The sequence below is a fragment of the Pseudomonas sp. NC02 genome, from assembly GCF_002874965.1.
GTDB lineage: Bacteria > Pseudomonadota > Gammaproteobacteria > Pseudomonadales > Pseudomonadaceae > Aquipseudomonas.
On sequence record NZ_CP025624.1, the window covers coordinates 674,424 to 697,902 of the forward strand.

24 protein-coding genes are annotated in these 23,479 nt (G+C 61.6%); 6 read left to right on the forward strand and 18 right to left on the reverse strand.

Features of this window, described 5'->3' with window-relative positions; all coding sequences use genetic code 11:
• Positions 1 to 34: 34 nt before the first annotated feature.
• From C0058_RS03020 to C0058_RS03040, 5 genes are all read right to left on the reverse strand, one after another.
• On the reverse strand, positions 35 to 406 hold the full coding sequence (locus C0058_RS03020) for a DUF2946 domain-containing protein (protein ID WP_003217356.1): 372 nt from the start codon (positions 404 to 406) through the stop codon (positions 35 to 37).
• A gap of 64 nt (positions 407 to 470) precedes the next feature.
• The gene (locus tag C0058_RS03025; protein WP_102368004.1) at positions 471 to 953 is read right to left on the reverse strand and encodes a copper chaperone PCu(A)C; all 483 of its coding nucleotides are present in this window, start codon (positions 951 to 953) and stop codon (positions 471 to 473) included.
• 46 nt (positions 954 to 999) lie between these two features.
• Complete coding sequence (locus C0058_RS03030; protein WP_102368005.1) at positions 1,000 to 1,395, reverse strand: DUF2946 domain-containing protein; 396 nt, start codon at positions 1,393 to 1,395, stop codon at positions 1,000 to 1,002.
• Positions 1,396 to 1,492: 97 nt separating this feature from the next.
• Positions 1,493 to 1,780, reverse strand: coding sequence for an addiction module antidote protein (locus C0058_RS03035; protein ID WP_008439033.1), 288 nt, complete (start codon positions 1,778 to 1,780; stop codon positions 1,493 to 1,495).
• Positions 1,773 to 2,087 (reverse strand): type II toxin-antitoxin system RelE/ParE family toxin, encoded by a 315-nt coding sequence (locus C0058_RS03040; RefSeq protein ID WP_102368006.1) that lies wholly within the window; start codon positions 2,085 to 2,087, stop codon positions 1,773 to 1,775. The genes C0058_RS03035 and C0058_RS03040 overlap by 8 nt, the downstream gene beginning before the upstream one ends.
• A 644-nt stretch (positions 2,088 to 2,731) precedes the next feature.
• Between C0058_RS03040 and C0058_RS03045 the strand changes: the two genes are divergently transcribed.
• Entirely contained in the window at positions 2,732 to 2,971 is a 240-nt protein-coding gene (locus tag C0058_RS03045; RefSeq protein ID WP_003217349.1) for a DUF6124 family protein, read from the forward strand.
• 58 nt (positions 2,972 to 3,029) lie between these two features.
• Here C0058_RS03045 and C0058_RS03050 read toward each other — a convergent pair whose 3' ends face one another.
• The 4 genes from C0058_RS03050 to cbiE form a co-directional block, all read right to left on the reverse strand.
• Positions 3,030 to 3,518: a PIN domain-containing protein gene (locus C0058_RS03050; protein ID WP_102368007.1), complete on the reverse strand. Its 489-nt coding sequence runs from the start codon at positions 3,516 to 3,518 to the stop codon at positions 3,030 to 3,032.
• Entirely contained in the window at positions 3,515 to 3,793 is a 279-nt protein-coding gene (locus C0058_RS03055; RefSeq protein ID WP_003217345.1) for a hypothetical protein, read from the reverse strand. The genes C0058_RS03050 and C0058_RS03055 overlap by 4 nt, the downstream gene beginning before the upstream one ends.
• Positions 3,794 to 3,918: 125 nt before the next feature.
• A complete protein-coding gene (locus C0058_RS03060; protein WP_102368008.1) occupies positions 3,919 to 4,644 on the reverse strand; it encodes a cobalt-precorrin-6A reductase in 726 nt (241 codons plus the stop codon).
• Entirely contained in the window at positions 4,641 to 5,846 is a 1,206-nt protein-coding gene (gene cbiE / locus C0058_RS03065) for a precorrin-6y C5,15-methyltransferase (decarboxylating) subunit CbiE (protein ID WP_102368009.1), read from the reverse strand. The genes C0058_RS03060 and cbiE overlap by 4 nt, the downstream gene beginning before the upstream one ends.
• Positions 5,847 to 5,941: 95 nt before the next feature.
• Here cbiE and cobG point away from each other — a divergent pair, with 95 nt between their 5' ends.
• From cobG to C0058_RS03090, 5 genes are all read left to right on the forward strand, one after another.
• Positions 5,942 to 7,243 (forward strand): precorrin-3B synthase, encoded by a 1,302-nt coding sequence (cobG, locus tag C0058_RS03070; RefSeq protein WP_023659365.1) that lies wholly within the window; start codon positions 5,942 to 5,944, stop codon positions 7,241 to 7,243.
• Positions 7,236 to 7,862: a precorrin-8X methylmutase gene (locus C0058_RS03075; protein WP_003217338.1), complete on the forward strand. Its 627-nt coding sequence runs from the start codon at positions 7,236 to 7,238 to the stop codon at positions 7,860 to 7,862. Before cobG ends, C0058_RS03075 begins: the two co-directional genes overlap by 8 nt.
• Positions 7,862 to 8,593 (forward strand): precorrin-2 C(20)-methyltransferase, encoded by a 732-nt coding sequence (locus C0058_RS03080; protein WP_003217336.1) that lies wholly within the window; start codon positions 7,862 to 7,864, stop codon positions 8,591 to 8,593. The genes C0058_RS03075 and C0058_RS03080 overlap by 1 nt, the downstream gene beginning before the upstream one ends.
• Positions 8,593 to 10,233 carry a precorrin-3B C(17)-methyltransferase gene (gene cobJ / locus C0058_RS03085; protein ID WP_102368011.1) on the forward strand — a complete coding sequence of 547 codons (1,641 nt, stop codon included), beginning with the start codon at positions 8,593 to 8,595 and terminating at the stop codon, positions 10,231 to 10,233. The genes C0058_RS03080 and cobJ overlap by 1 nt, the downstream gene beginning before the upstream one ends.
• Before the next feature lie 302 nt (positions 10,234 to 10,535).
• On the forward strand, positions 10,536 to 11,327 hold the full coding sequence (locus tag C0058_RS03090) for a hypothetical protein (RefSeq protein ID WP_008439026.1): 792 nt from the start codon (positions 10,536 to 10,538) through the stop codon (positions 11,325 to 11,327).
• A 1-nt stretch (position 11,328) separates the two neighbouring features.
• Here the strand turns inward: C0058_RS03090 and C0058_RS03095 are convergent, their stop codons facing one another.
• From C0058_RS03095 to accC, 9 genes are all read right to left on the reverse strand, one after another.
• A complete protein-coding gene (locus C0058_RS03095; protein ID WP_003217330.1) occupies positions 11,329 to 11,925 on the reverse strand; it encodes a MarC family protein in 597 nt (198 codons plus the stop codon).
• A gap of 211 nt (positions 11,926 to 12,136) precedes the next feature.
• Positions 12,137 to 14,911, reverse strand: a complete 2,775-nt coding sequence (locus C0058_RS03100; RefSeq protein WP_003217328.1) for a hybrid sensor histidine kinase/response regulator — start codon at positions 14,909 to 14,911, stop codon at positions 12,137 to 12,139.
• A gap of 102 nt (positions 14,912 to 15,013) precedes the next feature.
• The gene (purD, locus tag C0058_RS03105) at positions 15,014 to 16,306 is read right to left on the reverse strand and encodes a phosphoribosylamine--glycine ligase (protein WP_003217326.1); all 1,293 of its coding nucleotides are present in this window, start codon (positions 16,304 to 16,306) and stop codon (positions 15,014 to 15,016) included.
• 139 nt (positions 16,307 to 16,445) lie between these two features.
• Positions 16,446 to 18,053 carry a bifunctional phosphoribosylaminoimidazolecarboxamide formyltransferase/IMP cyclohydrolase gene (gene purH / locus C0058_RS03110; RefSeq protein WP_003217323.1) on the reverse strand — a complete coding sequence of 536 codons (1,608 nt, stop codon included), beginning with the start codon at positions 18,051 to 18,053 and terminating at the stop codon, positions 16,446 to 16,448.
• A gap of 81 nt (positions 18,054 to 18,134) precedes the next feature.
• A complete protein-coding gene (gene fis, locus C0058_RS03115; protein WP_003186237.1) occupies positions 18,135 to 18,455 on the reverse strand; it encodes a DNA-binding transcriptional regulator Fis in 321 nt (106 codons plus the stop codon).
• Entirely contained in the window at positions 18,452 to 19,465 is a 1,014-nt protein-coding gene (dusB, locus tag C0058_RS03120) for a tRNA dihydrouridine synthase DusB (protein ID WP_003217321.1), read from the reverse strand. Before dusB ends, fis begins: the two co-directional genes overlap by 4 nt.
• Positions 19,466 to 19,650: 185 nt before the next feature.
• The gene (locus tag C0058_RS03125) at positions 19,651 to 20,913 is read right to left on the reverse strand and encodes a DUF3426 domain-containing protein (RefSeq protein ID WP_102368012.1); all 1,263 of its coding nucleotides are present in this window, start codon (positions 20,911 to 20,913) and stop codon (positions 19,651 to 19,653) included.
• Positions 20,914 to 20,943: 30 nt separating this feature from the next.
• Positions 20,944 to 21,822 carry a 50S ribosomal protein L11 methyltransferase gene (gene prmA / locus C0058_RS03130; protein WP_003217316.1) on the reverse strand — a complete coding sequence of 293 codons (879 nt, stop codon included), beginning with the start codon at positions 21,820 to 21,822 and terminating at the stop codon, positions 20,944 to 20,946.
• Positions 21,823 to 22,110: 288 nt separating this feature from the next.
• Positions 22,111 to 23,472: an acetyl-CoA carboxylase biotin carboxylase subunit gene (gene accC / locus C0058_RS03135; RefSeq protein ID WP_003217312.1), complete on the reverse strand. Its 1,362-nt coding sequence runs from the start codon at positions 23,470 to 23,472 to the stop codon at positions 22,111 to 22,113.
• Positions 23,473 to 23,479: the final 7 nt, after the last annotated feature.

Here is a 23,479-nt window from a genome sequence, read left to right on the forward strand (position 1 = left end):
AAGTCGGCCGGGGTGAAGTAACGGTGTGAAGTGCTTACGCGATGATGGGCGGGGCGCGGCTGCGGGCACCGGGGAACACGGTTTGCCGGGCATGGCCCAGGCGTGGGGCGGGGGTCAGGGCGTTGGCGGGCGGCGGGCTGCCGAGGGTGACAAACGACACGCTGCCAGGCAGCGCCGGGCAACTGAAGAGCAGGCTGCAATAGCCGCACTTTTCCCAGAGCACGTGGTGTTCGTCGGGTGCTTTGTGGTGATCGGTCGCAGGCTTGGCGGCGCCATGGCAGCTCGGCGCGTCCATGGACATTTCCATCGACATGCCGGCGTGATGATCCATCGGCATCGCTTGGGAAATCAGCGGACCGATAAAGATCATCAGCATGGCGAACAGGCTGATCCAGCTGCCGCGCATAAGGCCTACAGGCTTACGGCGGTGCGGGGACAACCTGGCGCGTGGGGCGCCCATCAAGGTTTATCTATTGGGCGTGCATGTGTTCGTGGCCGGCCATGGGCGGCTGCTTCTGCACTGACACTTCCACCTTCACTGGCCCGGCCTTTTCAAAGTTCAGGGTCAGCGGAAAATGCTGGCCGTCGTGCAAAACGCTGCGGTCCTTCAGGTCCAGCAGCATCACGTGGTAGGCCATGGGCGCGAACGTCAGGTCACCTTTGGCCGGCACCGCGACGCTGGTCACCTGCTGCATCTTCATCAGATCGCCCTGCATCACATGCTCATGCAGTTCGGCCTTGGCGGCCACGGGCGTGTCGACGCTGAGCAAGCGATCCGCATGCTCGCCCTGGTTATGAATCACGAAATACGCCGCGACGGTCGGCGCATTGGGCGGCAGTTCCTGGGACCAGGGTTCGCTGACCACCAGTTCGCCGACCTTGAAGTCTTCGGCATTGGCAGCAGCACACACCGGCAGCAACAACGCAGCCAGAAGCAGGGAAGATTTGAGCATGGCAGTTCTCCAGAACGGTTCTAAACGCAGTTCACTTGCGAAGAAATCAGACCGTTGGAGAGGCGCGGGGGTTAAGGCTCGGCCATTGCTGGCGCGGGGTGGGGGATTGCAATGACGGCGGCGGCAGGTCTTGCACCGCGTCGAATCTTGCGAAATACAGTGTTGGTGAATGCCCCGGCAACGCCACTAATGGCGCCGAGCCCGAGCAGCACCAGCAATGCTGCATGGTGGAGTGATCGTCTTGCTGCGGCGCCGGAATCTCCAGCTTGCCCAGGGCAATGGCCGTCAGCTTGTTGGCATTGGAGGAGCAGAAACTGCCCCAGAGCAGTTGGTCGAGGGAATTGTTCGAGCGCTGCATCGCTCCGGCCATCGGCATGGCAAACGCATTGAACAGCACTGCAAAGCAGGCGATCCAGGCAATTGCAAAGCGTTGACGGGCCATGGCGGACAATCCGTAGGGTTAAGCGATCAGGTGGGTATTTAGCCTGATCGGGGAGGATAAGTAAAAAGGGGCGGTGTGGTTTGGTGTCGCAGTGCTATCAACCAGCTGTGGCGTGCAGCTTCAGGCCGAGCGCTTTCATGACCTTCATGATAGTCGCGAACTCGGGATTGCCAGTGCTGGAGAGGGCTTTATATAAACTTTCGCGTCCGAGGCCTGCGTCGCGGGCTACTTGAGTCATGCCTTGGGCGCGGGCGATGTTGTTGAGGGCTGAACGAATAAGCAGTCCGTCACCGGCATCCTCCTCGAAGCACGCTTCAAGATACTCAGCCATATCTTCAGGAGTCTTGAGGTGTTCCGCTATGTCGAAGTCTGTAAATTCAGTCATGGCTTACTCCTTTTTTTTCAAAGTCTGCTGCAATTTGCTTAGCGCGCTGGATATCGCGTTTCTGCGTTGATTTATCGCCGCCTATCAACAACAGGTAAACCACCTCCTCTCTACGAGTGAAATAAACCCGGTATCCAGGACCGTAGTGGATGCGCATTTCCGAAACGCCATTTCCTACTGTCTCACAGTCTCCGAAGTTGCCTGATTGTGCGTTATTCAACCTTGCCAGTACGCGTGCACGGGCCGGTTTATTGTTTAACGAATCAAGCCACTCCAGGAAATGCTTGGATTTCTTGAAGTGAATCATCTTGGATCGTATTCCTTGGGATACAGAATGACAAGTCACGATGCTCCGCAAAAGCAGTGCATCCCCATCGCAGACTCTGGTGCAAAACTGCGGGAGGGGAGCTTAGGGCGAGGGCTTTTGGCTGAACCAGCCGGCTGGTTCGGAGGGGGGTGTAAGGCGAATCAGTTTTTAAAGCGAGGTTGTCAAAAGAATGTCGATGATTGAGGCGCTTTCCTACGAGGTCATTGCACCTTGCGATACAGGCGACTCGGTCTTCCTGCTGGAACGAGGTGATGCTATCGCAGGCAAGCCAGCTCCCACAGTTTGGATTGTGTTCGATTCGAATGTGGAGGCCCTCCACAGAAATTTCCGACAGTGATTGGCGGTTGTCTCTAGGAAACTCAATCTCTAGTCTCCGAACACCACTGCAAACTCAGTGGTCGGGCGTCGCGGCCCGGATTTCTTCAGACGCAAAAGCGTCATCGTGTCCTTTCAGTTGGCGCTTTTTTATCGTCTACTGTGCGGCGCTATGGTGGCTGTGCGCGGGATACCTTCGGGTATGCCGGTGTTCTGGAGAGCCGGTCCGCGAACCCGCGTTCAGCTACCACCCCCATCGCATCGCGGCGATCAGTGGTAGCTCCTTTGTACTTCTCCGGAGCTTCACAATGATTAAACCTACCCCCAATCCCCCTTTTCGGCTGTTCACCGTAGCCGACGGAATCAGCACCGAAGACCTGTTGGTCAACCTCATTGAAACACTCGCCTCGGCCAATGCGCTGAGTTGCGACTTGGCGTTTAGCCTGGAAGGATCGAAGCGAGAGGAGTTGTTGGGCGTCGCTCAGTTGATCGAGCTGGCGGAGTTACTGGCTGATCGGGTGCACGAAGGTGGCGGAAAACGCATTTAACACTTCGATGATCGATCGTTCCTGCGCTGATGTGTGGGAATGATCCCGTGAGACGCCTTTAAACGTCCCAGCTTGCTTCCCGTATGTGATTGAAGTTCACGACATCTACGCTGTGCTGACGAGAAAATCCAGCGACTCTTAGGTCATCTGTCAAAACTAGATAATTATCTTTGGCTGCACAGATAATACCGACGTCGGTAAGTCCGTAGGGCGACAGCTCATAATCGCAACTTATATCAAGAGCAGGGCAGTGAATCTCAATGACTGTCGATAATGATTTTTTTAATGTTGCGTAGAAGTCGTGTAGCTTGCTCCCATAAAGCCCGTTTGTAAGGTTGCTGACTTCCGCAAGTATATGAGGAGTTGAAATAAGCTTTTCGAATTGATCAATCACGTTAAGCAGAAGTTTGTAATCTTTGGCGGTGTACCCGCTTGTTCTTTTGAAGCCTGCAATACTGGGTGTGCCTCCGATCAGTGCCAAGAGCAGCAGGTTAGTGTCGACTATGATTCCTTTTCTTCGATATTGCCGGATATATGTTTCGATCATACTTCGCGGATCTTCATGGAGCGGAACTCGCCAGTCTCCGAGTCAATGAAGAATGTTTTATATTTTCTTGCGTACATTTGTCCCGCTAAAGATGCGCCTAATCGTTGATATTTATCAGGGGCTGGAACATTGAAGCCAAGTGTTATTGCCCACGTTTTGTCGCCTGGGTTTAACTCGACTTCCTCAAGCATCAAGTCCTGAAGCACTGTTTCCTGGCCGAGAAAGTCATTGGCTGCTGCCTTGGCAACTTGCACGGCTTCTTTGACGTCTATCATGTCAGCTCCTGAATAGAATTGAGTCTGGCTTGAACTGTTTCTGGAGTGTAGCAGTTCATGTTGTGGATTCATCGCCGTCCCTTTAGTCACAAATAGAGTTGATAGAGGTGGGCGATGATCCTGATCTATCGAATGAAATCTGCCAATAACTCGATTGTTTCTGCGGGCGACAAAAGCTCCTGATCCACCGCCACCAACACCGGCCGCCTCAACACCAACACCGGCACCCCCCGCTCCCGTGCCACTTCCAGCTTCGGCTCGGTAGCCGTGCTGCCGCTGTTCTTGCTGATCAGCACATCAATTTGCCGTCGCTCAAACAATGCCCGCTCATCCTCGATCAAAAACGGCCCACGGGCGCCGATCACTTCGCAGCGTTCATTGCCGGGGTACACATCCAGTGCGCGCAGTGTCCAGAACTGCTCGGCGGGGATTTCGTCGAGGTGTTGTAACGGTTCACGGCCCAGCGTGAACAGTGGTCGCTTGAAGGGTTTCAGAGCTTCAATCAACTCCGCCCAGTCACCGACTTCGCGCCAGTCATCATCCGCCTGTGGCTGCCACGCCGGGCGGCGCAGGGCCCAGCAGGGAATGCCACACACACCAGCAGCACGGGCGGCATTGGCGCTGATCTGTGCGGCATACGGATGGGTCGCGTCCAGCACCAGGTCGATACCTTCATCGCGAATGAACTGCGCCAAACCTTCCGCGCCGCCATAGCCACCGACGCGCACCTGGCACGTAAGGTCGGTGGGAACGCGGCCAACACCCGCCAGGCTGTAGATATGTTCGGGCCCCAGTGTGCGGGCGATGGCCAGGGCTTCCGTCACGCCGCCCAACAACAGGATGCGTTTCATAGTGGCTTGATCACTTCCAGCAGGGTGATCGGCAGCGCCTGGCGCCAGGTATCAAAGCCCCCCAGTGGCTGGGCCTGGGCCACATGAATGCGGGTCAGCTCGCCGCCGTGTTGTTCGCGCCAGGCCATCAGGGTCATTTCACTTTGCAGGGTCACGGCGTTGGCCACCAGCCGGCCGCCCGGGCGCAGGTGTTGCCAGCAAGTGTCGAGCACGCCGTCGCGGGTGACGCCGCCGCCGATGAAGATGGCGTCGGGCGCTTCCAGCCCGTTCAGGGCGTGGGGCGCGGTGCCGCGAATCAGTTGCAGGCCGGGTACGCCAAGGGCATCACGGTTATGTTCGATCAATAGTTGCCGGCCTTCATCGGCCTCGATGGCCAGGGCGCGGCAGCTGGGGTGGGCGCGCATCCATTCGATCCCGATGGAGCCGCTGCCCGCGCCCACGTCCCACAGCAGTTCGCCGGGCATCGGCGCGAGGCGGGCGAGGGTCATGGCGCGCACGTCGCGCTTGGTCAGTTGGCCGTCGTGCCTGAAGGCCGAGTCCGGCAGCCCTGCCAGGCGTGACAGGCGCGCTGTGTTGGCGTCGGCCACGCAGTCGATGGCCAGCAGATTCAACGCGGCAATCGGTTCGCCAGGCCAATCCCGGGCGATGCCGTCGATGCGCCGCTCATCCGGCCCGCCGAGGTGTTCAAACACACTCAGGCGACTTGCGCCAAACCCGCGCTCGGCCAATTGTGTGGCAATCGCCGCCGGGCTCTGGCCGTCATTGCTCAGCACCAGCAAACGCACGCCGCTGGCCAGATGCGCATTCAGCGCCGCCATCGGCCGGGCAACCACCGACAGCGTCACTACCTCTTGCAACGGCCAGCCCAGACGCGCCGCCGCCAGGGACACGGAAGAGGGCGCCGGCAGAATCAGCAGCTCATCGGCCGGCACCTGCCGCGCCAGGCTCGCACCCACGCCATAGAACATCGGGTCGCCGCTGGCCAGCACGCACACCGCTTCACCACGCCTGGCCAGCACCGGCTCCAGGGAAAACGGGCTGGGCCACACCTGGCGTTCGCCACGGATGCACACCGGCAACAAGTCCAGCTGGCGTTGCCCGCCAATAATGCGCGAGGCGCGCAACAGGGCGTGCCGGGCGTTCCTGCCCAGGCCCTTGAAGCCGTCTTCACCGATGCCTACTACCGTCAGCCAGGGCGACATATGAATTCCTTGAACGACATCCGACGGGCAGGCTTTTCATGCCGCCGGACAAAGCAGGCATAATACCGCGCCTTTACCCGTGAACCGGTAGCCCCGTGAAACCAATACCACCCTCCAATACCTTGCGCCCCTCGGCCTGTCCGGGGTTGCTGCGTATTGTCCAGGCGTTGGATGGCGGGATTTGCCGGATCAAACTGGCGGGCGGTTCGATCCGCGCCGAGCAGGCGTTTGCCGTGGCCGACGCCGCCCAGGCCCATGCCGGCGGGGTGATCGAGGCGACCAACCGCGCCAACCTGCAGATTCGCGGGATCGGCGCCGAACAGGATGCATTGATCGCCGCCTTGCTGGCCGCCGACCTGGGCCCCAAGCGTGCCGCCGGTGATGATGTGCGCAACCTGATGCTCAGCCCCAGTGCCGGCATTGACCGCGAGATGCTGTTCGATACCCGACCGTTGGCCGACCAGATCCTCACCACCCTGGAAACCCACCCGCGTTTCCATGAGCTGTCGGCCAAGTTCGCCGTGCAACTGGACGGCGGTGAAGCCCTGGCCATGCTCGAGCATCATCACGACCTGTGGCTGTCAGCCTTCGATGCCAATGGCAACACGCTGTTGGCATTCGGCCTGGCAGGCTGCCCGGCGCGGGATGCGCCCTTGGCGGCGGTACCTTTGGCACAAGGGCATGCACTGGTGGTGGCGGTGCTGGAGCGGTTCCTTGAGCTGGCCCGGCCTGATCAAACCCGCATGCGCCACCTGCTGGCTGAAACCGCTGTGGATAACTTTTTGCGGCAGCTGAATATGCCATTGCAGCCGGTTGATGGCTTTTCAAGGCACTCCAACCCCGCGCCGCTGCACCTGGGAAGTTATCCACAGCGCCAAAAAAACCAGGTCTACGTCGCCGCCGTCGCACCCTTGGGCCGCCTGGATTCGGCGATGCTCAGGGGCGCTGCGCAACTGGCCGTCGACCATGGCGACGCCACCTTGCGTGTCACGCCATGGCAAGGCCTGCTGCTGCCCAATATCCAGGATGCGGCGGCTGTCACCGAACGCCTCGAACAGCTTGGCTTTTTGTGTTCGGTGGACCAACCCCTCGCACGGATGATCGCCTGCACCGGCGCCGGCGGTTGCGCCAAAGGCCTGTCCGACACCAAGGCCGACGCCGTGCAACTGGCCGCGCTAGCGCCCGGCCACAGCGTGCACCTGTCCGGCTGCCCGCGTTCCTGCGCGGCCGCACACACCGCGCCGGTCACCCTGCTGGCGGTAAGTCCCGGCCACTACGACCTCTATTTTCGCGACGCAGGCCTGCCCGGTTTCGGCCGCCTGCACGCGCGCACTCTTTCTATTGAAGCGGCGGGCGCCTTGTTGCGCGCTCACCCACGGAGCAACACCGATGATTGATTACATCCGCGACGGTCAGGAGATCTATCGCAACTCCTTCGCGATCATTCGCGCAGAAGCCCGGCTTGATCGCATCCCTGCCGACCTGGAAAAACTCGCGGTGCGGGTGATTCATGCCTGCGGCATGGTCGACGCCATCGACGGCCTGCAATTTTCCGAAGGTGCCGGCAAGGCCGGGCGCGAAGCCCTGGCCGCTGGCGCGCCGATCCTGTGTGATGCGCGGATGGTCTCCGAAGGCGTGACCCGTACGCGCCTGCCGGCCAACAATCAGGTGATCTGCACCCTGCGCGACGACAGCGTGCCGGAGTTGGCCCGCGAGTTGGGCAACACCCGTTCCGCCGCCGCCCTGGAGCTGTGGCGCCCGCACCTGGAAGGCAGTGTGGTGGTGATCGGCAATGCGCCGACAGCGCTGTTTTACCTGCTGGAAATGCTCGACGCCGGCGCGCCAAAACCTGCACTGATCCTCGGGTTCCCGGTGGGCTTTGTCGGCGCCGCCGAATCCAAGGCGATGCTGGCGGCAGACAGCCGCGGCGTACCGTTCGTGATCATGCAGGGCCGCCTCGGCGGCAGTGCGATGGCCGCCGCCGCGGTCAACGCCTTGGCCACGGAGGTAGAATGATGCCGGCACGCGGACGTTTGATTGGCCTGGGCGTAGGCCCCGGCGATCCGGAACTGATTACCCTCAAAGCCCTGCGCCTGCTGCGCGAATCGCCGGTGGTGGCGTACTTCGTGGCCAAGGGCAAGAAGGGCAACGCCTTCGGCATCATCGAAGACCATTTGGTGCCCCAGCAAACCCTGATGCCGCTGGTGTACCCGGTGACCACTGAAGTGTTGCCGGCGCCGCTGTCCTACGAGCAAGTGATCAGCGATTTCTACGACACCGCCAGTGTCGACGTTGCGGCACATCTGGACGCGGGGCGCGATGTGGCGGTGATCTGTGAAGGCGACCCGTTCTTCTACGGCTCCTACATGTATTTGCACGACCGCCTGGCCGAGCGCTACGAAGCCCAGGTGATCCCGGGTGTGTGCTCGATGCTCGGTGGCGCCTCTGTACTGGGCGCACCGTTGGTGTACCGCAACCAGAGCCTGTCGGTGCTTTCCGGCGTGCTGCCCCATGACGAACTCAAGCGTCGCCTGGCGGATGCCGACGCGGCGGTGATCATGAAGCTGGGGCGCAACTTCACCAAGGTGCGTCAGGTACTGGAAGAATTGGGATTGGCGAGCCGGGCGTTGTACGTCGAGCGCGCGACCATGGCCAATCAGAAAATCGTCGCTCTGGATCAGGTCGATCCGACGTCCTCGCCGTATTTCTCGTTGATCATCGTTCCTGGTGAAAGGTGGCAAGGCTGATGACGGCTCCCGCGATTGTCATCCTGGGGCAGGGCAGCCTCGCCACGGCCCGCGCTATCCAGCAGGTGTATCCCGACGCACTGATCCACGGCCTGGCCGGGCGGGTCGAGGGCGCAGATCAGGCCTATAACGAATTCGGCGCCACAGTGCGCCAGTTGTATCAACAGGGCACGCCGATCATCGCCCTGTGTGCCGCCGGGATTGTGATCCGCACCCTGGCGCCGCTGCTGCTGGAGAAAGGCGTCGAGCCTGCTGTGCTGGCCGTCGCCGAAGACGGCAGCGCGGTGGTGCCGTTGCTCGGTGGCCTCGGTGGCGTAAACGTAATGGCGCGGGAAATCGCCGCTGCCCTGGACGTTGCCGCCGCGATCACTACCAGTGGCGAGCTGCGTTTTGGTACCTGCCTGCTCAACCCGCCCCATGGTTATCAGCTGGGGGATCTGGAGCTGGGCAAACGCTTTGTCTCGGATTTGCTGGCTGGCGAATCAGTACGCATTGAAGGCGCGGCGCCGTGGCTGGATCAGGCCAACTTGCCCCAGGATCAACAGGCGCGCTTGGCGATTCACGTCGGCAGTGCCGAGCGCACACCTGCGGCCAATGAGTTGCTGATTTATCCGAAGACGGTGCTGGTTACCTGCCAGCCGGGGCCGCAACTGGCCGGGCGAATTCGTGCGGCGTTGCAGGATGCCGGGCTCGCCGTGCAGTCCCTGGCTTGCTTGCTGGCGGCTGAAACGGAGATGGCCGATTCGTCATTGCACGAAGCGGCGTTGGAGCTGGGCGTGCCATTGCGCTTCGCCGATCTGGCGCCTCAGGCGGACATCGCGATCACGGTGGCCGAGGCCCCTCTGGACCTGTCCCTGATCGGTCGTCCCCGTGGCCGCCTCGCGGTGATCGGTCTGGGCCCCGGCGCTGCCGAACTGATGGTACCGGCAGTAAAAGCCGAGCTGGCCCGCTGCACCGACGTGCTGGGTTACGAAACCTATGTGCGCATGGCCGGGCCGTTCCGCGCGGACCAGATCCAGCATTGCACCGACAATCGCGAAGAGATGCAGCGTGCGCGTCATGCCTTTGAGCTGGCGGCGCAGGGGCGTTCGGTGGTGGTGGTTTCCTCGGGTGACCCGGGTGTATTCGCCATGGCCGCTGCGGTGATCGAAGCCTTGCACGAGTCCAGCGACCCGGCCTGGCATCAGGTCGACCTGGAGATTTTGCCGGGCGTATCGGCATCCCTCGCCACGGCGGCCCAGGCAGGTGCCCCGCTGGGGCATGACTTCTGTGTGATGTCACTGTCGGACAACCTCAAACCCTGGTCGATCATCGAGAAGCGCCTGGACCTGGCGTCCCAGGCCGACCTGGCGCTGGCGTTCTATAACCCGATCTCCCGTGCGCGGCCCTGGCAGTTGGGACGCGCCCTGGAAATCGTCGCGCAGCACCGCACGCCTGAAACACCGGTGGTCTTGGGCCGTGACATCGGTCGCCCGGGCCAGACCCTGCGAGTCACCACCCTGGGGCAACTGACGCCGGAGCAGGTGGACATGCGCACCATGGTGCTGATCGGTTCGTCCACCACCTGCGTCTTTGCGCGGGCAGGTGGTGGCGAGTGGGTCTACACGCCACGTTGGTACGGCGAGAAACCCGCCTCCTGAAAACAACGGCGGCCCCGCCATGGGGCCGCCTTGAAACGTCAGTCATTGATGCCGGAAAGGTCTGCTTGCCGAGGTTTTTTTGCATCGGCTCAAGTCATACCTTTCTCTACGGCTTGAAGAAAAGCACGGCGCTTTTGTGTGCCGCCGCCTCATCCCCAGCGTTTACTCAGCTGCGCCGCCTGCAGTGATTTTTCCTGCGGGTCGCGGCGCGTCCCGTGGTCAATTTCCAGCAGCTCAAAATCCCCGGCAAGTCGACTAGTGTTGGCGTTGAGCCCCATGTTGGGGGTTATGGAGAAATGGCTATGGAGCGAAACAACAAACGGATCAACAGCGCAAAAAGGAGGAAGCTGATTGCCGCTTACCGGCTTCCGGGCGCGCCCGGCCTCGCGTCGGGGTTGAGCGCGCCGGTGAAGCCCGAGGCGGATGATGAGCTGGACGCGGCGGTGGTGAACAACAGCGTCATGTCGTTTGTGCAAGGCATGACCAGCCTCAACAAGGAGTACACCCGCAAAAGCTATTTGCTGGCGAGCAGCTACGTCAGCGATGTGCTGCGGGTCGCCCGGGGCACAGAGGCCTGGTACAACGAATTCATCAAGGTCATGAGCAGCCTCGGCTGGATGCCGGTCAGGAGCAGTTTCGAGCGGGTGTACACCTCTCGCAAGGGGCTGTCGGTACAGCTGGCGGCGCTGAACCTGATGGCGGCCACCGTGGCCTCGACGTTTCTGTCGGGGCCGCTGATCAGTGTATTGCCCAAACGGGTGGCGGAGGCGGTTGAAACCTTGAAGCAGCTCCCGGCCTCATTTGAGTTATTCAAGCGAAATACCACCACGCGTGACGGTGGCGATTTCGGCTTGGCGTCCTGCTCGGAAATCGCCGGGGAAGTTTCGATGGTGCTGGTGACGTACAGCTCCCACGGCGTCAGCAAGCAACTGGGCATACCGTTTCTGGAGTGGGACAGTGCATCCGTCGAGGCCTTCAGTGGCCGCACGTGCCTGGTGCTGAACAGCTCGGTGGTCAACGAAGACACGATTCAACTGCTGCGGGACAGCGCAGGGGACAAGGTCCGCCTGGCTATCGCCAACTACAGGATTTGATCTACGGCACCAGGTAACCGCGTACACCGGTGAAGATGATTTGTGCGGCCAGGGCGCACACGAACAGCCCCATCAACCGGCTGACAATCTGCAAGCCCTGGTCGCCGAGGATGCGTTCGATACGGTTGGACAGGTACAGCACCACGCCCACCGTCAGGCTGGCCAGGGCGATACTGAGGATCGCGGTGATCTTGTCGTCCCAGTGCGGCTGGCTGACGCCCATCACCAGCAGCGCACCGATGGTGCCGGGGCCGACGGTCAGGGGAATGGTCAGCGGCACGATGGTCACGTCCTGCTGCACGTTGTCGGTCTGCACCGCTGACTTGCCCTGGGCCATGCCCAGGGCCGAGATGAACAGCACACTGCCGGCGCCGATGCGGAAGGCGTCGACGGTGATGCCGAACACACTGAAAATCACCCGGCCGAACAGGTAGAGCAACACGCTCGATACCAGGGTGGCGAGGGCCACTTTCCAGGCCAGGCGCCGCCGCTCCTTGCTGGAGTAACCGCGAGTCAGGCTGATAAAGCAGGAGAGCACGAAGAAGGGGCTGTAGAGCACCAGCATCTTCAGGTAAACGCTGAATAGCACGTGGAGCATGGTGGGAGCTCGCAGCGAAGGAGGGCGAGCGGGAGTTTATCAGGCCTGTGGCTGAGCGCTATCTGTGAAGCGACAACAATCCAATGTGGGAGCGGGCTTGCTCGCGAAAGCGGTGTGTCAGCCAATACATGTTTGACTGACACACCGCTTTCGCGAGCAAGTCGAATCGTCGCACCGCCGCTCCCACATTTTGATCTGCGTCATGCATGGGTCAGGTGGGAGCGTGCTCAGGGCGCTGTTGGCGCTGTGCCACCCAGTACTCCACCAGCTCGCGCAATTGCGACAACTCCACCGGCTTGGCCATGTGCCCGTCCATCCCGGCCTGGCGTGCACGCTCTTTATGTTCCGAAAGAATGTGCGCGGTGAGTGCCACGATTGGCGTACGAATCCGCTGGTTGCTGACCTCCCACGCGCGCAGTTGCTGGGTGGCGGAGAAGCCGTCGAGGATCGGCATTTCACAGTCCATCAACACCAGGTCGTAGCGCTGGGCCTTCATTGCCTGCAGGGCTTCTTCGCCGTTGCTGGCGGTGTCGGGCTGCAGGTTGAGCTTGCCGAGCATGCCGCGAATCACCTTGGTGGAGATGCTGTTGTCCTCCGCCACCAGGATCCGGAAGTCACTCGGCACGGTCACCGGGGCCGGCGCGCTGATCGCCGGCTGGCGTGGTTGCACGGAGCCCTTGCTGCGCTGGGTCAACTCATCGGCAAGGGTGGTCTTGAGGGTATAGCCGGCCACGGGTTTGGCGAGGATGCGCTTGATCCCGCAGTTGCGCGCGATGATCTTGCTCGGCGCATTGCTGATGCCGGTGAGCATGATCAGCAGGATGTCGTGGTTCAGGCTCGGGTCTTCCTTGATCTTCGCCGCCAGTTGCATGCCGGTCATGCCGGGCATGTTCTGGTCCAGCAGCACCACGTCGAAATAGTCCCGCAGGTGCGCCTTGGTGCGCAGCAGCGCCAGGGCTTCCTTGCCCGAAGGCACGGCGCTCACGTTCAGGCCCCAGGCCGTGCATTGCTGCACCAGCACTTTGCGGCAGGTGTCGTTGTCGTCCACCACCAGCACGCGCGCGCCCTTGAGCGGGCCGTCGAGGTCGGAGGTCGGGTGCTCCAGGCGTTCCGGATCCAGCGGCAAGGTCAGCCACAGGGTGCTGCCTTGCTGGCTGCCACTTTTGATGCCGAATTCGCCGTTCATCAACAGGATCAGCTGGCGGGCAATGACCAGGCCCAGATGGCCGCTCAGGCGGGTGGCAGAGAGGAAGTTCTTGCTGTGCAACTCGCTGTGCAGCAGGGCGTCGCGCTCGGCGGGTTCCATCGGCAGGCCGCTGTCTTGCACGGCAATGCGCAGGCGCGGTTTGCTGCTGCGCTCGTCCAGTGCGACGACGATCAGTACTTCGCCTTCATCGGTTTTTTGCAGGGCATTTTCCAGCAGGCTCAACAGTGCCTGGCGCAGCCGCGTCGGGTCGCCGCTGATCACCCGGGGTACCTGGGGCTGGATAAAGCTGATCAGCTCGACGTTCTGCTGCTCGGCCTTGGCGCGGAAAATACTCAGGCAGTCTTCGATCAGCGCGTTGAGGTCGAACTGCACATCGTCCAATTCGATCTGCCCGGATTCCAGCTTGGAGATGTCGAGAATCTCGTTGATCAGGGTGAGCAGTTCGTTGCCGGCGCTGTGGATGGTTTGCACGTAGTCGCGTTGCTTGACTGAAAGCGGGGTGCCCAGCAGCAGTTCGGTCATGCCCAGCACGCCGTTCATGGGCGTGCGAATTTCGTGGCTGATCTTCGCCAGGAATTCGGCCTTGGCGGCGATTTCGGCGTTGCTGGCCGCCAGGTCGCGGCTGAGGCTGAAGTTGTCTTCGGTGATGGCGCGCTGGCGTTCGCCCAGGGCCAGGCTCATCAACAGGCCACTGAGGCAGATAAAGCCGAGCAGGGTGATGATCAAGCCTTGTGGCGGCACCAGCGTCAGGCCCAGCAAGGCCGGGAGAATAATCAGCGTGCCGATGTTGAAGATCACCATCGCCAGCATGAACAGGCGCGCCGGGCGGTAGCCCTTTTGCCAGTGATAGGCCGAGACGAACAACATGCTCAGGCCGGCCAGCGCCACCAGGGCGTAGGTGATGATGTTCAGGGGCAAGGTGTTGACGAACAGCAGCAACAGGCCGGTCAGGACGATCAGCAGGATGTCGGCCATCAACAGCTTGTTCAGCGGATGCGGGCCCAGTGGCGCAAAGAAGCGGTAGGCAAACATCAGCCCGCACGGCGCGGTCAGCAGCAGGGCGAGGTAGGCGCCGGGGGTTTGTACCGCGTGCCAGTTCGGCAGCCACGGGCCCAGCACGTTGAGCAGCAGCGCAAGGCTCAGCAGCAACAGCAATTCGCAGGCGGCGAGCCACAGGCTGCTGCGGGAGCGATGGTAGGCGTAGCGGGTGAGGTTGTGCAGGATCAGCATCACCAGGCAACCGAACAGCAGCCCGTAGATCAGCGTCTGGTTCTGGTTGGCCGCAGCCAGCACGGCCGGCTCAAGGGTGATGTAGGGGCGCAGCTCGTGTTCCGAGACCATGCGCAGGTACACGTCCAGCGGCTTCTGGCTTTGCGGCATCGGCAGCATGAAGTCGCTGCTGGGCAGCGGGCGCTCGGCCTGGGGCTGGCGGGTGCCGGTAGCTTCCTGCTCCACCAGGGTGTCGCCGTCGAGTACATACAGGTTCAGGTGAGACAGGTCAGGGGCGAATACCCGCAGCACTTGCTCGTGTTTGCCGGGTTGCAGCCTGAAGCGTACCCACAACGCACCGTCCGGTTGCGCGGCGGTAATCCGGTCCAGTTCGATGGGGCTGAATTGATTGATGTAGCGGGGCGAGCGGATGTCGCTCAGTTGCAGATCGGCCTGTTCATCAAGCAATACTGCCCAGCCACTGCCTTGTGCGGCGGCCTGGGCCGGGAGCAAGCAGAGCAAGGTCAGCAGACTGACAGTGAAACCTATGGCGATCCTGAGCCAGCGCACGGCGAAATCCCTTCGTAGGTTGATGCATGGGTATAACTATGCGCGGGGCCACAAGCGTAGGGCAAGGGCCAGAGGCCCCTGCCTAACCGAACGGATAGCTGTTTACTGACTTTCGCCACGCTCACGGGCAATGGCGCGGTAGCCAATGTCGGTGCGGTAGAAGCAGCCTTTCCAGTCGATCTTCGCCGCCAGCTTGTAAGCCTGTTGCTGAGCGGCATCTACGCTGCTGCCCATGGCGGTTGCGCACAGTACGCGACCACCGGCGGTGACGACCTTGCCATCCTTGAGCGCGGTGCCCGCGTGGAACACCTTGCCTTCCAGCGTAGCAGCCGCGTCCAGACCTTCAATCACATCGCCCTTGGCGTAGTCGGCCGGGTAGCCGCCGGCGGCCAGCACGATGCCGACGCTCGGGCGCGGGTCCCACTGGGCTTCGACCTTGTCCAGGGCCTGGGCCAGCGCAGCTTCAACCAACAGCACCAGGCTCGATTGCAGGCGCAGCATCACCGGTTGGGTTTCCGGGTCGCCGAAGCGGCAGTTGAACTCGATGACTTTCGGATTGCCGGCCTTGTCGATCATCAAGCCGGCGTACAGGAAACCGGTGTATACATTGCCTTCATCGGCCATGCCGCGCACGGTTGGCCAGATGACCAGGTCCATCACGCGCTTGTGCACTTCGGCGGTAACCACTGGCGCCGGGGAGTAGGCGCCCATGCCGCCGGTGTTCGGGCCGCTGTCGCCGTCACCCACACGTTTGTGGTCCTGGCTGGTGGCCATCGGCAGTACGTTCTTGCCGTCGACCATCACGATGAAGCTGGCTTCTTCGCCGTCGAGGAACTCTTCGATCACCACGCGCGAACCGGCTTCACCGAAAGCGTTGCCGGCGAGCATGTCGCGCACGGCGTCTTCGGCTTCAGCCAGGGTCATTGCGACGATCACGCCTTTACCGGCGGCCAGGCCGTCGGCCTTGATCACGATCGGTGCACCGACTTCACGCAGGTAGGCCAGGGCCGGCTCGATCTCGGTGAAGTTCTGGTAGTCGGCGGTCGGGATCTTGTGGCGCGCCAGGAAATCCTTGGTGAAGGCTTTCGAGCCTTCCAGCTGGGCAGCGCCGGCGGTTGGGCCGAAGCAGTCCAGGCCGCGGCTGCGGAACAGGTCCACAACGCCAGCTACCAAGGGCACTTCCGGGCCGACGATGGTCAGGGAAACGTTTTTCTCGGCAAAGTCCGCCAGTTGCTCAAGGGCCAACACGTCGATGGCGACGTTTTCGCACTTGGCTTCAATGGCGGTACCGGCGTTGCCGGGGGCGACGAAAACTTTCTGGACACGTGGGTCCTGGGCAACTTTCCAGGCCAGGGCGTGTTCACGGCCACCGCTGCCAATGATCAAAACATTCATTTCAAAAAACCTCGGATGACGCTGAATTCTGACCGTTCCCACGCTCTGCGTGGGAATGCCTCTTGTGACGCTCTGCGTCACGCTTTGGGACGCGGAGCGTCCCGGGCTGCATTCCCACGCAGAGCGTGGGAACGAGCAATCAGTGACGGAAGTGGCGCATGCCGGTGAAGACCATGGCAATGCCGGCTTCATCAGCCGCTGCAATCACTTCTGCGTCACGCATCGAGCCGCCCGGTTGGATCACGGCGGTAACACCGGCTTTCGCGGCGTTGTCCAGGCCATCACGGAACGGGAAGAATGCGTCGGACGCCATCACCGAACCCTGCACCTGCAAGCCGGCATGTTCTGCCTTGATCGCAGCAATACGTGCCGAATTCACGCGGCTCATCTGGCCCGCGCCGACACCGATGGTCTGGCGGTTCTTGGCGTAGACGATGGCGTTGGATTTAACGTACTTGGCGACTTTCCAGGCGAAGATCAGGTCGTTGATTTCCTGTTCGGTCGGGGCGCGCTTGGTCACCACTTTCAGATCGGCGCTGCCGATCATGCCGATGTCACGGCTCTGTACCAGCAAGCCGCCGTTGACGCGCTTGTAGTCCCAGGCAGCGGCACGCTCGGCCGACCACTCGCCGCACGCCAGCAGGCGCACATTGGCCTTGGCGGCAACGATGGCGCGAGCCTCTTCACTGACGGATGGCGCGATGATCACTTCAACGAACTGACGCTCGACGATCGCCTTGGCGGTCTCGGCGTCCAGCTCACGGTTGAAGGCGATGATGCCGCCGAAGGCCGACTCGGTGTCGGTGGCGTAGGCCAGTTCGTAGGCCTGGCGGATACCGCCTTCAGCGTCCGGGCTCACGGCCACGCCGCACGGGTTGGCGTGCTTGACGATCACGCAGGCTGGCTTGACGAAGCTCTTCACACATTCCAGCGCGGCGTCGGTGTCGGCCACGTTGTTGTACGACAGCTCTTTGCCTTGCAGTTGGGTCGCGGTGGCGATGCCGACTTCAGCAGGCTTGGCCTCGACGTAGAACGCCGCGCTCTGGTGCGGGTTCTCGCCGTAGCGCATTTCCTGGGCCTTGATGAACTGGCTGTTGAAGGTGCGCGGGAACTGGCTGCGACCTTCTGTGCTGAGGGTTTCAGCGGCCTGGTTCACGGTGCCCATGTAGTTGGCGATCATGCCGTCGTAGGCAGCGGTGTGTTCGAAGGCCTTGAGCATCAGGTCGAAGCGCTGGGCGTAGGTCAGGCCGCCGGCTTTCAGGCTTTCCAGTACGTTGGCGTAGTCGCTGGCGTTCACCACGATGGCCACGTCTTTGTGGTTCTTGGCTGCCGAGCGAACCATGGTCGGGCCGCCGATATCGATGTTTTCGATGGCGGTCGGCAGGTCGCAGCCTGGCTTGTTGATGGTGGCTTCGAACGGGTACAGGTTAACGGCCACCAGGTCGATCGGCTTGATGCCGTGCTCGCTCATGATGGCGTCGTCGATACCGCGACGACCGAGGATCCCGCCGTGGATTTTCGGGTGCAGGGTCTTGACCCGACCGTCCATCATTTCTGCGAAACCGGTGTAGTCCGCCACTTCCACTGCGGCCACGCCGTTGTCCTGCAGCAGTTTGAAGGTCCCGCCGGTGGAGAGAATCTCCACGCCCAGGGCTTCCAGCTCCCGGGCAAATTCGAGGATCCCGGTCTTGTCGGAGACACTGATCAAGGCACGGCGGATCGGCAGGCGGGTAGTCTGGTCGGTCATTTCAATTTCCATCAAAAGCAAAGGAGTCAGCAAAAAAGGCGTCCGTTTTTACGCGGGCGCCTTTCTGGTTTGATTGAATGCTTACAGCAAATCGTACTGCTTGAGTTTCTTGCGCAGCGTGCCACGGTTCAGACCGAGCAGCTCACTGGCCTTGGTCTGGTTGCCCTTGACGTAGTTCATCACGCTTTCGAGCAACGGCGCTTCGACTTCGGAGAGCACCAGGTTGTACACGTCCGTGACGGCAGCGCCCTCAAGGTGGGCGAAATAATTGTGCAGCGCCTTCTCGACACTCCCGCGAAGGGTCTGGCCTTCTTCGCTCGGCGTGTTGAGGTGCTGTTTCAAATTGACGTTGTCGCTCACGGGTGTTGTTCCACTCACTAAAGTCTCGGTCATCATCGTCATGCGGCCACCCCTTCTCCGTCCCCTGTCACCAGGCTCTTGTAACGCTCGGAGAAGAACTCACGAACGTTGGCGCACTGTGCTTCCGTATCATCCAAACGATTGAAGTGGGCGCGAAACTCCCTGGCGCCCGGCAAGGTTGCGAGATACCAGCCCACATGCTTGCGAGCAATGCGTACTCCCATCACGTCTCCGTAGAAGGCGTGCAGGGCGGCCAGATGCTCTAGCAGAATACGTTCCACCTCGATCAGCTCCGGTGCCGGCAAGGTTTCGCCGGTACGCAGAAAATGCTCGATCTCACGAAAAATCCACGGCCGCCCCTGGGCAGCCCGGCCAATCAACAGGCCATCGGCGCCGGTCGCGTGCAGCACGCGCCGGGCTTTCTCGGCTGAGTCGATGTCGCCGTTGGCAAAGACGGGAATCGACACCGCCTGCTTGATCGCGGCAATGGTGTCGTACTCGGCTTCACCGGTGTAAAGGTCGGCGCGGGTGCGGCCATGCACCGCCAGCGCTGTAATGCCCGCCTGCTCGGCGATCTTCGCCACCGTCAGGCCATTCTTGTTGTCCCGGTCCCAACCGGTGCGGATCTTCAGGGTGACCGGCACATCCACTGCAGCGACAACGGCATGCAGGATCTCGCTCACCAACTGCTCATCCTTCAACAGGGCAGAACCTGCGGCCTTGTTGCAGACCTTCTTGGCCGGGCAACCCATGTTGATATCAATAATCTGCGCCCCCAACTCCACGTTGGCCCGGGCCGCATCCGCCAGCATCTGCGCATCACCGCCGGCGATCTGTACCGAGCGGGGCTCGGGATCACCTTCGTGGATCATGCGCATCCGCGATTTGCGGGTGTTCCACAGGCTCATGTCGCTGGTGACCATTTCCGAGACTACAAGCCCTGCGCCCAAACGCTTGCAAAGCTGACGAAAGGGCTGGTCGGTGACGCCCGCCATCGGGGCGAGGATCAAGCCGTTGTGCAATGTGTATGGGCCGATGCGTACCGCCGACATAGGACTTCCCTGTTGTGGGGCCGGATCATTAGAGTTCGAAAAAGGGTTGGCATGATACCCGCTCTCGATGACTGGATAAAGGCTGAATTGGATAAAATCTGAGCAGTTATTTTCTTATCGCCGCAGGTTTGGTCAAAGGCGATGCAGTCAATAATCTGCCGTCAAGCACCGGCCAGGCAGCCGTTTCACTCGGGGGAGTGGAAGCTCAGGCTGTAATTCACCGCTTTGTTGCCCGGGTCGAGGATGTCCAGGGCAATGTGGATCGGCGTCTGGGAGGGCATCTCGGTCACGCCTGCCAACTCGCCGCTGAGGTATTCGGCGGGTTTGAAGCGACGACTGGCGATCATATTCCCGTTCATGTCGGCAAAGCGTAGCTCCAGCAGCGGGAACGGTTGGGAGAATGTCGCGCGGTTATAGATGATCGCGTCTACCACCAGGGCACCGGCAAACTCCGGGTGGCTGCGCACCACCAGGTTGCTGCTCTTGATGTGGGCGATATCGACCCGGGATGGCACGGTGCAGCCCAGTTTCGGGCACAGTTCCTGGAACCATGGGCGGTAGGCGTCCTGGCGTGCCAGGTCGTCGAATTGGTAGGCGACGTATTGTCCCGCCAGGCCGGCGGCGGCCAGCAGCACCAGCAAGCCCCAGAACAAACGGCGGCCCCAGCCGGAGGAGCGCTTCCGGGAATACAGGTGCAGCGGGTCGTCTTCCAGGTCCGAAAGCAGGTCGTCGTGGGCGCCGGCCTCGGGGCGAGGGCGCTTGCGTTTGGGCTGCGGGCGTTCCGGTTGTTCGGGTTCCGGCTCGTCTGCTACGGCGGTTACCGGTGGGTCGAGTTCGTCATCGGTGGTGCTTGTGTGCAGCGGTGGTTCGTCGTCCGGCTCGACCGCTTCAAACGACATCGACGGTTCGGTGCGCTTGGGTTTGCCTGGGCTTGCCTTGGCCGGTTGCGGTTCCTCGTCGACCGTTTGCGGGGCTTGGGCCCGTTCATCCCGGGGTTCGCTGAACAGGCTGGAGGCCCATTGCTCTTCCTCGGCCTTGGCCGTATCACGGCTGGCGCTGAGGGCATCTTCCTTTTGCCGACGATCGGCGCCGGGCTGGCGACGGTCGGCACCCACGGGTTGGGTGTGCTGGATCTCGCGGCGTTCCAGCTTGGCCAGTTCTACGTCGAGGTCCAGGTTATCCAGGTCCAGCTCTTCGGCGGTCCATTGCTTCTGGCTGATGGCTCGCGGCGCTTGGGGTGGCGGTTCTACGGCTGCCGGCGGCTCTGCCGCAGGTGGTGCCTGGGGCGCGGGCGCATTGGCGCGCTGCTCCAGCAGTTGGCGAGCGGCATTGAACACTTGCAGGCACGACCCACAGCGCACCACGCCACGGGCCACGCTCAATTGAGCGTGGTTGACGCGAAAGCGTGCTTGGCAGTGTGGGCACTGGGTGACGAAACTGTCGGTCATGCGGCCATCCGATTCATGCAGGCGCTCATTCTAGCGCCGACGACCACTGATGCGTACCCAGCCATCGCGGTTGGCGATCGGATCCAGCTCAAAATCCTGGGCGTAGGCGGCGGCAACGTCTTCGCCCTGTTCGGCGAGGATGCCCGACAGCGCCAGGCGGCCGCCCGGCTTGACCAGGCTCGACAGCTGCGGCGCCAGGGAAACCAGCGGCCCGGCAAGGATATTGGCCACCAGCACGTCGGCTTGCACCTGGGGCAATTGCTCCGGCAGGTACAGCGGGAATTTCTCTTCAGCGATGTTATTGCGCCCGGCGTTATCGCGGGAGGCTTCCAGGGCTTGCACGTCGATATCGGTACCGACCGCTTCCTTGGCGCCCAGCAGCAGGGCAGCGATCGCCAGGATCCCCGAGCCACAGCCGAAGTCCAGCACGTTGCAGTCTTTCAGGTCCTGGCCATCGAGCCATTCCAGGCACAGCGCGGTGGTGGGGTGGGTGCCGGTGCCGAACGCCAGGCCCGGGTCCAGCAGCAGGTTCACGGCGTCAGGCTCGGGGGCGGCGTGCCAGCTCGGCACGATCCACAGGCGCTGGCCAAAACGCATTGGCTGGAAGTTGTCCATCCAGCTGCGTTCCCAGTCCTGGTCTTCGATGATTTCGCTGTGATGCTCCGGCAGCGGGCCGCCGGTGAGCAGTTCCATGTGGGCCAGGACGCTGGCGGCATCGGTGCCGTCTTCGAACAGGGCCAGCAGATGGGTGTGGGACCACAGCGGGGTGGTGTTGAGCTCGGGTTCGAAGATCGGCTGGTCTTCGGCGTCCATGAAGGTCACCGACACGGCGCCCACTTCGAGGAACGCGTCTTCGTAGGTTTCGGCTTGTTCTGGGCTGATGGCGAGACGGACTTGCAGCCAAGGCATGGCGGGCACCTTTGAAAAAATGAGTGTGCAGCGGGGTAGGGCTGCGAAAGACGCGCAAGTTTACGCGAGCGAACAGCAGAAGACGACTGTACTGCTGGTGTACACAGAACAAAATGTGGGAGCGGGCTTGCTCGCGAATGCGGTGTGTCAGTAATGGATGTGTTGACTGGCACACCGCATTCGCGAGCAAGCCCGCTCCCACAAGGGGAATGTATCCATCCAGAAAAATCGGGTGGGCAGAAACAACAAAACCGCCCGAAGGCGGCTTTGTTGGGTGGAGCACTTCGCTTACTGATTAGCCAGCTTGTGTTCCAGGTAGTGAATGTTCACACCACCTTCGCAGAAGCCTTCATCGCGAACCAGGTCCCGATGCAGCGGGATGTTGGTCTTGATGCCGTCTACCACGATTTCGTCCAGGGCATTACGCATACGGGCCATGGCCTCGTCGCGGGTGGCGCCCCAGGTGATCAGCTTGCCGATCAGCGAGTCGTAGTTGGACGGAACCTTGTAGCCGCTGTACAGGTGCGAATCCACACGTACGCCGTTGCCGCCGGGCGCGTGGAAATGCTTGACCAGGCCAGGGCTTGGGATAAAGGTTTTCGGGTCTTCGGCGTTGATCCGGCACTCCAGGGAGTGGCCGTGGATCTTCACATCATCCTGGGTAAACGACAGCTTGTTGCCAGCGGCGATGCTCAGCATCTCCTTGACGATGTCGATACCGGTGACCATCTCCGAAACCGGATGCTCTACCTGCACACGAGTGTTCATCTCGATGAAGTAGAAACGGCCGTTCTCGTACAGGAACTCGAAAGTGCCCGCGCCACGGTAGTTGATGTCGATGCACGCCTTGACGCAGCGAGCCAGTACTTCCTGGCGAGCAGTTTCGTCCAGGCCCGGTGCCGGCGCTTCTTCCAGTACCTTCTGGTGACGGCGTTGCAGCGAGCAATCGCGGTCGCCCAGATGGATGGCGTGGCCCTGGCCGTCGGACAGTACCTGCACTTCCACGTGACGTGGGTTGGTCAGGTACTTTTCCAGGTAGACCATCGGGTTGCCGAACCAGGCGGCAGCTTCCGAGCGAGTCTGCTTGGCGGCTTCGATCAGTTCTTCTTCCTTGTGCACCACGCGCATGCCGCGACCACCACCGCCACCGGCGGCCTTGATGATCACCGGGTAACCGACTTCGCGACCAATGCGCAGGGCGGTTGCCTCGTCTTCAGGCAGCGGGCCGTCGGAACCTGGAACGGTAGGTACGCCGGCCGCGATCATGGCGTCCTTGGCCGACACCTTGTCGCCCATCAGGCGAATGGTTTCGGCTTTCGGGCCGATGAAGGCAAACCCGGATTTCTCCACCTGTTCGGCGAAATCGGCGTTTTCCGCGAGGAAGCCGTAGCCGGGGTGGATGCCATCAGCGCCGGTCACTTCAGCGGCGGCGATGATGTTCGAGACTTTCAAGTACGAGTTCGTGGCCAGTGGCGGGCCGATGCAGATGCTTTCGTCCGCCAGTTTCACGTGCATCAATTCGGTATCGGCCGTCGAGTAAACAGCGACGGTCTTGATGCCCTCTTCCTTACAGGCGCGCAGGATACGCAGCGCGATCTCGCCGCGGTTGGCGATCAGGACTTTTTGCAGTTTCTTCGCAGGTTTCAACATCGAAGGC